The 14,943-nt window shown below is 38.2% G+C and carries 8 protein-coding genes; 1 reads left to right on the plus strand and 7 read right to left on the minus strand.

Annotated features, from left to right (window positions below; genetic code table 11):
- Window positions 1–192 precede the first annotated feature (192 nt).
- The 3 genes from J4051_RS05285 to J4051_RS05295 form a co-directional block, all read right to left on the minus strand.
- Window positions 193–711 (minus strand): DUF3124 domain-containing protein, encoded by a 519-nt coding sequence (locus J4051_RS05285; RefSeq protein WP_208232809.1) that lies wholly within the window; start codon window positions 709–711, stop codon window positions 193–195.
- A 229-nt stretch (window positions 712–940) separates the two neighbouring features.
- Window positions 941–3,028 carry a S9 family peptidase gene (locus tag J4051_RS05290; RefSeq protein WP_236027239.1) on the minus strand — a complete coding sequence of 696 codons (2,088 nt, stop codon included), beginning with the start codon at window positions 3,026–3,028 and terminating at the stop codon, window positions 941–943.
- Window positions 3,029–3,083: 55 nt separating this feature from the next.
- Window positions 3,084–4,991: a S9 family peptidase gene (locus J4051_RS05295; protein ID WP_208232810.1), complete on the minus strand. Its 1,908-nt coding sequence runs from the start codon at window positions 4,989–4,991 to the stop codon at window positions 3,084–3,086.
- 452 nt (window positions 4,992–5,443) lie between these two features.
- Here J4051_RS05295 and J4051_RS05300 point away from each other — a divergent pair, with 452 nt between their 5' ends.
- Window positions 5,444–5,590 carry a TetR family transcriptional regulator gene (locus J4051_RS05300; protein WP_208232811.1) on the plus strand — a complete coding sequence of 49 codons (147 nt, stop codon included), beginning with the start codon at window positions 5,444–5,446 and terminating at the stop codon, window positions 5,588–5,590.
- A 748-nt stretch (window positions 5,591–6,338) separates the two neighbouring features.
- Here J4051_RS05300 and J4051_RS05305 read toward each other — a convergent pair.
- The 4 genes from J4051_RS05305 to aceB form a co-directional block, all read right to left on the minus strand.
- Complete coding sequence (locus tag J4051_RS05305) at window positions 6,339–7,796, minus strand: RagB/SusD family nutrient uptake outer membrane protein (protein ID WP_208232812.1); 1,458 nt, start codon at window positions 7,794–7,796, stop codon at window positions 6,339–6,341.
- 21 nt (window positions 7,797–7,817) lie between these two features.
- Window positions 7,818–10,973, minus strand: a complete 3,156-nt coding sequence (locus tag J4051_RS05310; protein ID WP_208232813.1) for a SusC/RagA family TonB-linked outer membrane protein — start codon at window positions 10,971–10,973, stop codon at window positions 7,818–7,820.
- 623 nt (window positions 10,974–11,596) lie between these two features.
- Window positions 11,597–13,222, minus strand: coding sequence for an isocitrate lyase (locus J4051_RS05315; RefSeq protein ID WP_208232814.1), 1,626 nt, complete (start codon window positions 13,220–13,222; stop codon window positions 11,597–11,599).
- 73 nt (window positions 13,223–13,295) lie between these two features.
- Window positions 13,296–14,894: a malate synthase A gene (aceB, locus tag J4051_RS05320; protein ID WP_208232815.1), complete on the minus strand. Its 1,599-nt coding sequence runs from the start codon at window positions 14,892–14,894 to the stop codon at window positions 13,296–13,298.
- Window positions 14,895–14,943: the final 49 nt, after the last annotated feature.

The raw sequence follows: 14,943 nt of genomic DNA on the forward strand, positions 1-14,943 counted from the left end.
AGGGTCACAAGAGAATTTTATAGTGTATTTAAGAAAAACTTAACGACTTTATAAGTTAAGAGACATTCAAACACGCTTTTACAGGATGTAATGTTGATAATAATGAGGCCATTGTGTTATGTTTGGAATTATAAACGGGCATCGATTTGGCATCGTATAATCGTCCTAAGGCTCATGCATGACCATCAAAACTCAATGTATTTCTACACCTTCTGTGGTAAATGAAAATGACTTATTGCCCAAACCTCCGATCATGACCGCTTGAAAAATAGGGTTGAGTTTTTCATTGCCATACCATTCAATCACGAAATTTGCACCTGATCCACCTGTTTTGTCTTCTTCATCCACAACATATTCCAAAGTCTCAAACGTCGTCAGAAAGATGGTAGATTCTATGTATTTCCGAACCAACTTGCCTTCGGTATTATAATAATCAATGCGACTGATAAAAAGCGTATCGGTCTCACTGGTGTTATGAATGCTTAGGGTAGAAGTGAGCAATGTTCTTTCATTGCGGGTGCGTTGATAGATGTCCGAATAAACGGGAACATAAACTTTCTTTGTTTGGTAAATGCTATCCGTTTTTATTTCGATAGATTTTTCTAATTTGTGATCTGTAGAGATTAATTCCCTTTGCTCTTTTTGGGTCGTTTTTTCACAGGCAAATATCAATAGAAAAAAGACGGGAAATAAGAGTTTGGAATGGTTCATATAAGTCAGATTTTCAAAAAGATGCCTAGGCTAAGGTTAAACAAATATAATAAAGATTAAAATAGCATCTTGAAAAACATGGATCTCGCTTTAGTAAATACCAATGGGTGTTCTACTGCTACATTTTTGGTCTTCAGATGCAATAGTACTGTAAAATGGAAATTTAACGACTCTAAAACAAACAACAAATATGCCGAGATAAAACCACAGATTTCCAATCCATAGTGGTTTATTTCAAAATCAAATGTTGAATAAAAAACTCCATCATTCGCTCAAAATTCACTGCAGTATGGCCTTGATCAGGTCCCACCTGTACCTCGAAACTTTTCCCTGCTTTCTGTAAAGCTTGTATTAATTGCAATGAATTTGCCGGATGCACGTTATTGTCGTTCGTACCGTAAAAAATCATTAATTCCCCCTCCAAATTGTTGGCATAGTTCATTAAATTGGAAGCTTCATAGCCTTTTGGATTGTTTTCCAATAAATTCATAAAGCGCTCGGTATAGATGTTGTCATAGTTCCTCCAATCGGTTACTGCTGAATTGGCAACGGCTACGTGGTAAACATCTGGAAATCTTAGTATACTCATAGCGGCAACAGTTCCTCCATAGGATGTGCCATAGACTCCAACTCTCGTTTTGTCAAAATACGGACGATCGTATAATGAGCGTACGCCCGCAGCAAAATCGTCCATTTCAACAATGCCCAAGTTCCCATATAATTTATCCAGCATCTTTTTACCTCTTCCGCCAACATTTCTTCCGTCTATATTGACTACTAAAAATCCAAATTCGGTGATAGCACTCGGGAGACGGAATGTCTCTGTAAATGCATTAACCCCAGGTCCACCATAATTACTTAAAATTAACGGGTATTTTTTTGAAGGATCAAACTCCGATGGAAAATGAATCATGCCGTGCAGTCGAGTTTCGCCATCTGCGGAAGTAAATTCGAAAGCTTCAACAGTTTTCAATCCCAGCTCCTTAAATTTGGACAGATCGGTTTTTAAGATTTCTGAAACCACCTTTCCTTTGGCATCCACGAGATTCATGAAAGGAGGGATGTTATGGGTTTGTGAAATATCAATAAAGTGATTCCCCGTAGGCGATAGGATCACATTATGATTGAAAGCAGGATCGGTTAATCGAACATCTTTTGAGCCATCAAATTTAACGCGATGCAACTGCATTTTCATGTGGTTATCACCACTGGCTGCCATATAATATACGAGTTTATTGACTTCATCAACCTCAATAATGCGCTGCACTTCAAAATCGTGGTCTGTGAGCTGATTTACCAACTTACCATTAAAGTTGTAGAGGTAATAATTCTTAAAACCACTGCGTTCAGAAGCCCAAATAAAATGTTTATTGTCTGAAAGCTTATGGATTTCTGGCGAATTTACGGTAAAACTTGGCAACCATTCTTCTCTAACCACAACCCTAGTTTCGCCCGTTGTCGGATTGGCCGCTTTAAACTCCATGATATCCTGTTTGCGATTGGTGCTGTGAAAAAGTAATTCCTTCCCATCAGGTGACCATTCTATGTCGTATAAATAGGTGCCAACAGCGCCGTCATTAAAAGGCTTTCCGTCTCTTGTATCAAGGGTAATCGTCTTTTTTGTTTCAAGGTCATACACCAACAAATCGACAGGCAAATTTTTAGCGCCCACTTTTGGATAGGCTTCAACTTCAACCGAGTCTTGAATTTTTGTTTGATGATATAGGACATAATACTTTATGGCATCTTTTTCTTCAAATCTGTAAAACGCAATTTTTTTACTGTCAGGCGACCACCACATGGCTGTATTTTGGCCCAATTCTTCACCGTAAACCCATGTAGCAATGCCGTATTTTACTTGGTTTTCTTCATTTCCATCAGTGGTTATTGCAACACTATTGGAGCCATCAGGATTACTGATGTACATGTTTCTGTCTTTTGTAAAAGCTTTTAATGTAGAATCAGGAGAGATGGACGATGCGTATTGTCTTCCCCTTGCTGGTCTGCCCTGGCGAGAAAAACGAGTTCTTGGAGGCGCTTGGTAATCTTCAGATTTAATGACCTTCTTTTTTCTAACATCAAACGTATGCGCCTTATCATTTTCGAAATAAGTGAATGTTTTTCCGTCTGCGCTCCAATCGATATTTGATGAAATTCTCGGTACGGAACTATATAACTGTGATGACATTTCTTGATACCGATCATAGCCTGGCATGTTTTTTATTTTGCCTTGGGCGTTACTTGTGTTTACGGAAATCATTAAAAATGATAATAAAAAGAATAACGGAAAGGTGTTTTTTGAAAATGTAAAAGTCATTTTAATTGGATTTAAGATTGAATACTAACAGATGATTTATAAATTGGAACGTTGCCTACAGCGTCTCCTTTAGCCACTTAAAAAATTCACGTTGCCAAACCAGAGCATTTTGAGGTTTTAACACCCAGTGGTTTTCCTCAGGGAAATACACCAATTTACTTTTTATCCCTAACAACTGTGCGGCTTGATAAGCACTCAGACTTTGCTCAATAGGCACACGGAAATCTTTTCCACCTTGGATAATTAGAATAGGCGTGTCCCATTCTGAAACTTTCGTGATAGGATTAAATTCATTATAGACTTTTTGTGCTGTTTTATTGTCTTTATCCCAATACGGACCTCCAAAATCGTGGTTTACAAAAAACAATTCTTCAGTGGTTCCATACATCGTTCTGGTGTCAAAAACACCATCGTGGGAGATGAACGTCTTAAAGCGCTTGTTGTGAATTCCGGCTAAATAAAATATCGAATAGCCCCCATAACTAGCGCCAATGGCACCTAAACGGTCGTTATCTACATACGGTTCTTTTGCTATAGCGTCAATGGCAGACAGGTAGTCATCCATGACTTGACCGCCCCAATCCTTGCTGATGGCTTCGTTCCATTCCACGCCGTGACCTGGCATGCCGCGACGGTTTGGCGCTACAATAATGTAACCTTGAGACGCCATCAATTGGAAATTCCAACGGTAGGAATAAAACTGCGATAATGCCGATTGTGGACCTCCTTGTGCGTACAATAAGGTTGGATATTTTTTTGATGCGTCAAAATTGGGTGGTAAAATAACCCATACGAGCATTTGTTTGCCGTCGGTGGTGGTGACATAACGTTTTTCAACTTTTGGGAGATCGATAGCATTATATAAATCTTGGTTGATCCTGGTCAATTCCTTAAAGCTTTTGTCCTTTAAGTTGAAACTGAAGATTTCAGCAGCATGGTTCATATCCGTTCTTGTAACCAAAAGCGTATTGTCTTTTTGGTCAATTATACTCGTGACGTCAAATTGACCTTCAGATAATTGTTCGACCAACGGTGCGATTCGTTTTTTGCCAGGGTAATTCACCTTAAAAAGCTGAATGGTTCCATTTATGGGAGCTGTGAAAAAAAGATGATTTCCGTCGTTACTCCATAAAAAACTATTGACCGTACCGTCCCATCTGTTGGTTAAATTTTGTTTAACGCCATTGTGCAATACAACAATATCATTTTTATCGGCTTCATAACCTTCGGTTTTCATTTGCAGCCACGCTAAAGCACCTGTCGATGAAAAGGCAGGATTGGTATCGTAGCCTTTATTGTCTTCCGTGATGTTTTCGGTGGTTTTGGATTCTAAATTGAACTTGTAAATATCGGTATTGGTACTGGTGGCATAAGCTTTGCCTTTCAGTTTTTTGCTGACATAATAAATACTCTCACTGTCTGGGGACCAAATATAATCCTCATCGCCACCAAAAGGCCGTTGTGGGGTATGGTGGGGTTCGTTGGGCATAATATCCGTGCCGGTATCGTCGTCAGCCCCTGATTTTTTATAAAATAAGTGATTGTAGCTACCATCCTGCCACGTATCCCAATGGCGGATATCCAAATCAGTAAAAACATACGCATCGGACTTTTCTAAATCTTTATAGAGATCCGTCCCTTTGATATCTTCAATGTGAACTTCCTTATGAAACAATTTGTAGGCTCCGTCAGGTGATGTGTTTTTGTCGGTCGTCGCGACATCTTCTTTTTTAATTTCGACTAAATCACCTCCCGTAACCGACATTATATAGTATTTGGAGTCGAAATTGTTTTCGTCAATATTTGGAGTTTTGACCTGTATATAGATCGTTGATCCCTCTTTGTCAAGCCCCATCACGCTTAGGCGTTCGACCTTCCATAATAATTCGGGTGTCATTGTCTTTTGGGCCATCATTAAACTACTGCTCAATATTAAACTGATCATTAGAAGTGCATTTTTCATAACTGTTCGTTTTTATAAATGGAATGTTTTTTTCCGAAGGACATTTTCGTTTTTTCATATAACCGATAAATTTATAAAATTCCTTTCGGTTGGGCGCTAAAACCGCTGCTTAATTAATAAGAAGTAGGAAACTGATTTTAGTTGGTATTTAAATTAGTGAAACTCAATTTTCAAAAAGTGATAGTTGTCCTGATAGCTATCATGATAATCCCGATTTTCAGCAGGATCCTTCGGTTCTATTCTCCAGCGCTCTGCGTCGAAGTTAAAAAAGAATTTCTTATTTGTGGCTTCGTTCTCTTAGGTTGCGGTTGTTCATTTTAAACTAATGCATGTTCGAAAGTCGTAGAATACAATAAATTTCACCTAAAATGCAAGGATCTCAATTTTATTCGGTATCGCAATAAATGTTTTTTTATTTATATCGTATTTTTGTCACTCTATAATATTTTGTAATGACTAAAACAGAACGAATTTTAAAAGCGGCGCTCCAGCTTATTGTTGAACGCGGACTTGAGCGTACTCCTATGTCTAAAATCGCATTTGCTATGGGTATTCTATATTTTTCTCCTGCTTATACATTTCTGGTGGTGGGAATTTAATCTTAAAGTGATCGTTCAATGGTATTTTCTGGACTATTTTTTTATCATCTGTTACGCTTTGATTTTTTTTCTTCTATGCGCCATTTTATATCCTGAAGATCTTGACGGATACGACGGATACGAGGGTTATTTCTATTCGCGAAAAAAATGGTTTTTTGGTCTGTTGGCCTTATGCTTTTTAGCCGATTTGGTCGATACCTTGATAAAAGGTGCAGATTATTTTATATGGGCAAACACTGAATATTATATATGTATTGCAGCTCACGTGCTTCTTTGTCTTTTAGCTATAATAACCAGCAACAGAATTTTCCATAAGGTTCTCGTGCTGATTTTTATCATTTACGAAATAGTATTTATATTTCGGCTTTATAATATTGAGGTATAGGGTTGCTATTAGCTTATCCTGACGAAATGTTCGGGAAAAATCGATATTTTATACCTCTTAACCTTTATGTTATCACAACCAAAGTAATATTTTGTATTCCCGCACGTGGCGTTTATCACTTGAAGGTGTGCCTCGATCGAAAAGACAGTTTATTATTCATGTTTAGAGGACTTGGCCTTCCTTGCTGGTTGGATGACCGCCGAGGTTCTTGATCGTTATTCGAACACTTTGTTAAAGTAGACAAAAAAAAGCCTAAAAAATCAACGATTCTTTAGGCTTTTATTGTCAGGGTAATAGACATTAAAGACAATACCCTTAATTATTGATTAATTTCGATTCAACGAAAATTGATGCTCATAAGTTTTAGTATTCTGGATTTTGTTGATTCCCAATTTCAGGGTTAGCATTGATCTCTTCCTGAGAAATTGGTAAAATTGTCTTATAAAATGACCGATCAATTGTTTTTGCTCTGGTTGAAATTGGAACGCCTCCAAGATCGTCATTAAATGTTATTTGCTTATTTAATCTCAACAAATCAAAGAATCGTTGGCCCTCAGTAAACAATTCTTTACTTTTTTCGTCCAAAATCATATCAATAGTAATTGTACCGTCTGTAGCAGGTGCTAAATCAGGCGCTCTTTTTCGAATCTCGTTAAGATAAGTGGCTGCCAAATCTTTGTCCGAATGGAATGCTGCTTCGGCTGCAATAAGGTAAATTTCAGATAACCGAATAACTTTGATGTTTACTGCTGTAGTCGTAGATTTTCCATCTCCACTTAAAGCTATATCACCACTATATTTGTAACTCGCACCCATGTGGGTTGCGCTAACCTCATCGTAAGAAAGGACGCCAAATCTCACATCATTGGGATCTTCGCCTAAACGGTTCAAATAGTAGTCACTGGCTATAAATTGACCAATTGCACTTGAAGATTGATGTCCCGCTCTTCTTAAATAAACACTAAGACTAGAGTTTCCTAAATCTGCTTCGCTTGGAAGAATGGCCAATTCAAATATGGATTCCGATCCAAACTGTCCAGTCCAGGAGTCGACCCATTCATTGTTAGAATACAGAGAATAAACTCCAGAATCAATGATTTCCTCTGCGGCAGTAAGAGCGTCAGGATATTGTCCCATGTTAAGGTATACCCTTGCTTGGATGGCTAAGTTGGCATAATAATTTAAATAACCGTTAGTCTTGCTTTTTGAAAGAAGCGGCTGTGCGTTTGTCAAATCAGTGATGATTTGATTATAATTTGTTGCTACAGTAGCTCTCAAAGGTTGCTCTAAGGCATCTAAAGGTACGAGGATATTAGGAACTCCATAAGATTCCTTGTCGTAGGAGTATGGTTTTCCATAGATTCGAACCAAATCAAAATACATTAATGCCCTTGCTGTTAAAGCTTGGCCCTTTACATCGTCAAAATTAGCTTCGACGCCGGCTTCTTCCAACCTTTCAATATTAACAATAAGATTATTGGTTTGAAGGATACTATTGTAAATGCTATTCCAGAATCCAGAATATGATCCGCTCGTAGGAGAATGGTTAAAGGAATAAAGACCGTCGAGTCCTCTTCCCATGGAAAATGTTGTAAGATCTCCTCCTTTAGCATCGCCATATAAAATGAAATTACGACCATAATAATTTGAGGAAGTCATGTTGCTCATAATTCCGGTAAGCATCACTTTTGCGTCAGCAAGCGTTTGAATAGATGTTGAAGCATCTCCGGAATTGCTTGGGGTAACATCAAGAAAATCATCATCGCATGAGCTTAACCCAAGGAATAGAATAATAATTATGACAGATTTTATCTTGTTCATTTTTCAGTAGTTTTTAATTAATTATAATGATAATTCAATACCAAAGGTATAATTCTTCATAAAAGGCGTTTCCCAGCCTCTTGCTGCAAATTGATTTACTTCAGGATCTGCATTTTTATACTTAGAGAACGTGAGTAAGTTGGTTCCAATGACATATAATCTTACGTTTTCTAACCCAATTGGATTTATCAATTTGGTCGGTAGATCATAGTTTAATCGGATATTCTTCAATCTAAGAAAGCTTGCATCATAAATGTGTCTTCCACTTTTCTGTATGGCATCGGTGAGGTCGGTTCCTCTTACTTGAGGCAAACTACCATTTGGATTTTCCTCAGTCCACATATTGTCAATAGCATATTGCGAACGGATACGCTCCCAGTAATAACCATCATCTGCAATATCCTTTTCAGCCCCATCATATAGTTTTCCACCCAATTTGTAGATGAAATCTAAACCTAAGGAAACTCCTTTATATTTAACTTGAGTATTTATGCCTCCAAAAACATCAGGAATACCATCACCTATAATAGTGTAGTTTGCATCTTTGAAATCGTAGGTTGCACCTCGTCCATTAAGAAGAAAATCTCCAGTTTGAGGATTGTCTTTATCATTTACATAATATCTGCTCAAACCATTTGCCGGATCTACTCCAGCATATTCATAACCATAAAAAGCTAAGGTTGATTCCCCTTCACGGTAAATGTATTGGGCTGTAGCGTCTCCATCATTAACCCATATAATATCTGCACCTTCACTTAACTCAAGCACTTTTGAATCAACAAAAGATGCATTTACGGAAGCACTCCAGGTTATATCGTTTGAGCGGATAATATCACCTCCTAACGATAGCTCCAAGCCCTTATTCCTAATAGACCCAATGTTTTTAAGGGTGGAACCAAATCCTGTTACTCTTGAAATTGGTACACTTTGCAATAAATCCTTGCTGTCCCGAGTGAAATATTCGATGGTGCCATAAATCCGATTCTGTAACAATCCAAACTCCAAAGCTATGTCTGTTGAATAATTGGTCTCCCATGATAGATTTTCATCAGCGACATTACTCAGTGTTCCACCAGCAGTCTCCATATATTGGGCTCCGTACCCTGTAAGTGATCTCCAACCGAAATTAGAAGGTGGCAAAGTACCGTTAACCCCGTATGAAGCTCTTAAGCTTAGATTGTTGATTGCTTCTACATCCATTAAGAAACCTTCTTTACTGATGTTCCAAGAAGCACCAACTGACCAAAAGTTACCCCAGCGTGAATCCGGGCCAAGTTTTGAGCTCCCATCACGTCTGAAAGATCCAGAAATATAGTACTTCTTATCAAAACTATATTCCAATCTGGAAAGGAAAGACATCATATTGTTGCCCCAGTAGTAAGCGGTAGCATCTTTTTCGCCAGCAGTGGCAACAGTGTGCAGGTTGCTTGAAGGCAAGTCTTTACCAGAAGCGCGTATATAGTCGGTTTGATTTTTTTCAACTTCATAACCCGCCAAAAAATCTAAATGATGTACACCAAAATCTTTCGCGTAATTTAGGGTAGTCGAAGAAACCAAACTTCGAGTATTTGTAGACATTTCATCTACTGTTCCGAGACCTTGTCCATTATAATGTAATCGGCTGTAATACAAGTGATCTTTAGTTTCAATATTGTCATAAGAAAAAAGAGTTTGTACATTAAGCTCTGGGAGAATATTAACTTTAACACCTTCTATTGCGCTTACCCTTAATGTTCTTGAAGAGTTTTCCCATTCATTGTCATAATATACGTTGTTCTGTGCCAAACTTCCGAAACGCGCGGTCCACGGTTCGCCAGTTTTATAATTTGTAGGATGGTATAAGCCCCAAAGGAGATTTCGGGTTTGCTCGTAATAGTTAGAACTAAGATTTCGACTATCATTGAACCCAGACAATTCAGTTTGTGCAACGTTCACTTTAGCCGTGAATTCGATGTACTTCCCGATTTTCTGTTCTAAATTGACTCGTCCTGAAATACGTTCATTTCCATTAATTTTTACTCTGCCTTCATCTTTGCTATAAGAAAAAGAAGAATAATAATTAGTTTTTTCGTCTCCACCACTTATTGAAATATCTTGGCTTTGATTTACAGCGGTTCTGAAATAAGCCTTCTCCCAATCATAATATTGACCTTCTCTATTTACCAACCCATCGGTCATTCCTTTAATCATCAGGTTTTCTCCTACGCCAGTACCATTAGTTTCAAAATAATACCCATGCTTATTAAACTTTACGTTTAGACGTCTTAGAGCATCTGCATTTGCGACTGTGTCATCTTTTCCGCTTGAAGTATTATAGTCATGGAAGACGCGATATAAATAATTTACGTTCTCTTGAGTACTACCAGGTTCATAGTTGTCGGTTGCCCAAGATGGACTGAAACCGGTTGAAGATTTGATCGTGATTCGAGGCTCTCCCTTTTTTCCTCGTTTGGTAGTAATCATAACCACACCGTTAGCGGCTCTAGACCCATATAGTGCAGATGCTGCCGCATCCTTTAAAATAGTGATCGATGCAATGTCGCTTGGATTCAAGGTATTCATGATATTATTGCTAACCAATATTTGATCTGATAGTTGGCCTGAGTTTCCAGAAGAAACCGGAACCCCATCAATAACATACAACGGTTGTGTGGACGCATTCATAGAGCCAATTCCACGAATCTGAATACTAGTTGAAGATCCAACCTGTCCTGATCCTTTGGTAACATTCACTCCTGCAGCTTTACCTGCCAAAGCATCTTGAAAAGAAGCAGTCGGCACGTCTTCAATGTCACTGCTTTTAACAACAGAAGCCGATCCGGTGTAGGTGTCTTTTGTAGCGGTTCCGTATGCGACTACGAAAACTTCATCCAAAGCCGTTGCGGATTCTCTTAAAGAAACATTAATAACATTGGATGCTCCAACTGTTATTAATTGATCTTCAAATCCCATACTGGTAAATTGTAAGGTTTGTCCTTCAGCGACTTCCAATGAATATTTTCCATCAAAATCTGTTACGGCCCCTCTCGCGGCGCCTTGAATGATTACGTTCACACCCGGCAGTGGAAGTTGTTTCTCATCGGTCACTGTCCCGGTAACTATTTTTCCCTGTGCAAAACTCAAATGCACAAGAAAAAGCATTAACAGTGTTAAAAATCCAGTTAATCTTACTTTCATAATTTAAGTAAATAATTAATTAATATTCATTTATTTTAGCCTTTAATTAACAAAACGTTATATTGACCTTAACAAATATAGATTTAATTTTCTATAATCCAAATTACGATAAGAAGGAAAATCAATCAAATCTGTTAGTGTTCTGAGCTTCCAATCATTGAGAAAATTGTTAGCTATTAGCATAAAATGAGTTCAACACAAATGGAACCATTTTTACAACAAGTAAGATTATTCTGATAGGAGGGTGGGGTTAAGTTTTTATTTGTATATTTTATCCATTGAAAAACGGGAATTCTAAGCTTATAAGCTCAATGAGACTTTATAGGTTAGGAGAAATATAGAGTCTCTTATAAATCGCAACTATTAATTACGATAAAAAAATAATGAAAAAATTGTAGAGGATGGTGAATTAGAAATTTCTGAAATCAATTCATAGGATATTTGAAATAGCATACGATAAAGTGTTGCGCCGTGAACTCAATTTGAGAATTGAAGAATGCCGTCATCTGGTGCAAGCGCTAAAAAAAAACACTCAATGCTGCTAATTCCATCACCGACCGCGTATTTGATAAAAAGTAATGTTAACTGCGATAGAGCACCTACCGCAGTTAACAAAACCCAATCTATTTCTCCAACACAAGCTCTGGTTTCGCAACTTTTCTTTGAAATTCAAATTGGTTACTCGTGTTCTTTTCGCCTCCCGCCTTTAGCGCATTATCTCCCGCAAAAAAGGTTTTGTGGCTATCCCCAAGATCGGAGCCTGCCATACGTTGGTGTTTTACACAAGAAACACCTTTGCGGATTTCCTGCCTTTGAACACCTCTTACATAAGCCAGCATCGCTTCGTCTCCAAAATAGCCTTCAGTCAAATCATTCATGTGAAGTGCTGTGGTGTGGTATGTTGGTAAAGTGATCAAATGATGGAAAATCCCTGCGTCTCTTGCAGCATCTCTTTGGAAGGATCTAATTTTATCATCGGCACGATAGCATAATTCTGAATGATCATAGTCTGCATCCATCAAATTGTTTCTATTGTAACCGGTCATGTTTTCACCTTCTGCAAGCATGTCATCGTAAGCTTGATGACGGAAATTTAAGGTCCAGTTAAAAGATGGTGAATTATTATAAACCAATTTGGCGTTTGGTACCACTTTTTTAATTCTGTTGACCATATGTGCAATTTGCTTAACATTTGGAGTAGGCGTTTCAATCCATAATAAATCTGCTCCATTTTGTAGACTCGTAATACAGTCCAGAACCACGCGATCTATATTTGAGCCCTCTTTGAATTTATACAATCCATTGGCCAATCTTATGGGACGGTATAGTTTTCCGTCTCTTTTAAGCATGACATCATCATCCTTGGCCTCGTCGATCGTAATTTCTTCTGCATCTACAAAGGCTAGATATTGAGAAGCCAAATCGCCTGGCGCTTTGCTGACGGGTAACTTTTGGGTTAAACTGGCGCCCTCAGAATCTGTTCTTGCCACAATGATGCCTTCAGGGATGCCCAATTCTATAAAAGCATATCGGATTGCATTTAATTTTGCTATAAAATCTTCATGTGGCACGGTTACTTTTCCATCTTGGTGGCCACATTGTTTGGCATCGGAAACTTGATTCTCAACTTGAATCGCACAGGCACCAGCTTCAATCATTTTCTTCGTTAACAAATAAGTCGCTTCTTCATTTCCAAAACCAGCGTCGATATCCGCAATAATTGGAACAATATGGGTTTCAAAATTATCAATTTGGTCCTGTACGTCTTCACCCTTTTCAAGCCTTGCAAATAAATCGTTGAGTTCGATGGCATCTGCTTGACGCAAGAAATCATAAATTTCCTTTATCAATGCTGGAACGGTCGTTTTCTCATGCATGGATTGATCCGGCAATGGGCCAAATTCAGAACGCAATGCGGCGACCATCCAGCCTGATAGGTATAAATATTTTTTGCTCGTTGTTTTATGGTGTTTCTTAACTGCAATCATTTTTTGCTGCGCTACAAAACCGTGCCAGCAACCTAGTGATTGTGTGTAATTTGACGAATCTGCATCATATTCTGCCATATCTTTCCTCATAATGGCAGCGGTGTATTTGGCGATATCCAATCCTGTCTTAAATCGATTTTGAACCACCATTCGAGCGGCACCTTCAGGGTTGATGGCATTCCAAGTATTTCCATACTTTGCTTTAAGATCTCTTACAGTTTGCAATGCAGAACCATAACTACTTTGTTCCAAATTTTTCATAATTTTGTAATCAGTTATTTGTTATTAATAATTAGATCCTGTTGATTGTGTCCGCAATCGCAGGATTGTTTTTTTATAAGTATTTATAAGCGGGTAGGGTTAAGAATTCTTCAAATTCTTCTGATTGCACGAGATTATCGAAGAGCTCAATAGCCAATTTGAATTTTGAGTTTTTCATATTGTCGGTGCCAAACTCCCTAATGATTTTTTCTATTTCATCATCTAAAAGTTCCTTGTAGAGTTCAAGGTCGAGGGTTCTTCCATCTTCTAGCTTAACTTGATTTTTCAACCATTGCCAGACCTGAGTCCTTGATATTTCGGCAGTTGCTGCGTCTTCCATTAAATTATAGAGCGCTACAGCACCATATCCTCTTAACCAAGCTTCAGTATACAAGATGCCTACATTGATGTTTTTTCTAATTCCGGCTTCGGAAATGGTACCCAGAGGGAGTTCAACCAGATCTTGTTCGGTGATGTTGACATCATCTCTTGATACATGAAGTTGGTTGGGACCAGGCATGTGTTTGTCAAACTCTTTCATGGCCACAGCGACCAATCCGGGATGTGCAACCCAAGTACCGTCATGTCCGTTTTTTACTTCACGCTCTTTGTCTTTTCTTACTTTTTCCAAAGCAGTACTATTGGCATTTTCATCATTCTTAATAGGGATCTGTGCAGCCATACCGCCAATGGCGAGAATGCCTCTTTTATGACAGCGTTGAATAACCAACTTTGAATATGCATCCATAAATGGGGAGGTCATGGTCACTTGATCACGGTTCGGCACTATAAAATTGGGGTGGTTTCTGAATTTTTTGATATAAGAGAAAATATAGTCCCATCGCCCACAATTTAAACCGACAATATGATCTTTAAGTTCGTAGATAATTTCATCCAGCTGAAAACTCGCAGTGATCGTTTCTATTAAAACGGTGGCTTTGAAAGTTCCCTTAGGTACTTCCAGATATTCCTGCGCAAACGTGAAAACATCGTTCCACCAACGTGCCTCCAGATAATGCTCTAATTTTGGCAGATAAAAATAGGGTGCTGTATCGTTCCTTAATAGGGTTGTTGTATTATGGAAAACGTACAGGCCAAAATCAACCAAACTGCCTGAGGTTTCTTCGCCATTAATTAAAATGTGTCTTTCGTTTAGGTGCAAGCCTCTCGGTCTGACCATCAGGACTGCAGTTTCTGAATTTAGGCTATACGACTTATTGCGTTTTGTATCCACTAATGAAATCGTTTTTTTGTTAGCGTCTCTCAGGTTTTGCTGTCCTTCAAGAGTATTTTTCCAAGTAGGGGCATTGCTGTCCTCTAAATCTGCCATAAATGTTTTGGCGCCTGAGTTTAAGGCATTGATAATCATTTTTCGGTCTGCTGGACCTGTAATCTCTACACGACGGTCTTGAAGATCATGTGGGATATTGCCAGCGGTCCATTCATTATTTCTGATATGTTTTGTCTCTCTTGAAAATTCTGGAAATTTTCCCTCGTCAAAAACTTTTTGTTGATCGAGACGTTTTTCTAAAAGCGATAGCCTTTCTGCATTGAACCTTTCATGTAAGGCAGTCAAAAATGAGATCGCATCAGGGGTAAGAATGTTGGGGTAGTAATTGTCAACCGTTTTAGAGAATTTAAGTTTTGCTGATTTTAACAGTGTGTTTTCCATAGTATTGAGATGTTTGTGAGAACAATGATAAAATAATTATTTCTAAAAA

The organism is Gelidibacter pelagius, from assembly GCF_017581925.1.
GTDB classification, from domain to species: domain Bacteria; phylum Bacteroidota; class Bacteroidia; order Flavobacteriales; family Flavobacteriaceae; genus Gelidibacter; species Gelidibacter pelagius.

Excerpts from the sequence above, each read along its gene's own strand:
- J4051_RS05285 (WP_208232809.1), bottom strand. The coding sequence starts at position 711 with ATGAACCATTCCAAACTCTTATTTCCCGTCTTTTTTCTATTGATATTT.
- J4051_RS05290 (WP_236027239.1), bottom strand. The coding sequence starts at position 3,028 with ATGACTTTTACATTTTCAAAAAACACCTTTCCGTTATTCTTTTTATTA.
- J4051_RS05295 (WP_208232810.1), bottom strand. The coding sequence starts at position 4,991 with ATGAAAAATGCACTTCTAATGATCAGTTTAATATTGAGCAGTAGTTTA.
- J4051_RS05300 (WP_208232811.1), top strand. The coding sequence starts at position 5,444 with ATGACTAAAACAGAACGAATTTTAAAAGCGGCGCTCCAGCTTATTGTT.
- J4051_RS05305 (WP_208232812.1), bottom strand. The coding sequence starts at position 7,796 with ATGAACAAGATAAAATCTGTCATAATTATTATTCTATTCCTTGGGTTA.
- J4051_RS05310 (WP_208232813.1), bottom strand. The coding sequence starts at position 10,973 with ATGAAAGTAAGATTAACTGGATTTTTAACACTGTTAATGCTTTTTCTT.
- J4051_RS05315 (WP_208232814.1), bottom strand. The coding sequence starts at position 13,222 with ATGAAAAATTTGGAACAAAGTAGTTATGGTTCTGCATTGCAAACTGTA.
- aceB (WP_208232815.1), bottom strand. The coding sequence starts at position 14,894 with ATGGAAAACACACTGTTAAAATCAGCAAAACTTAAATTCTCTAAAACG.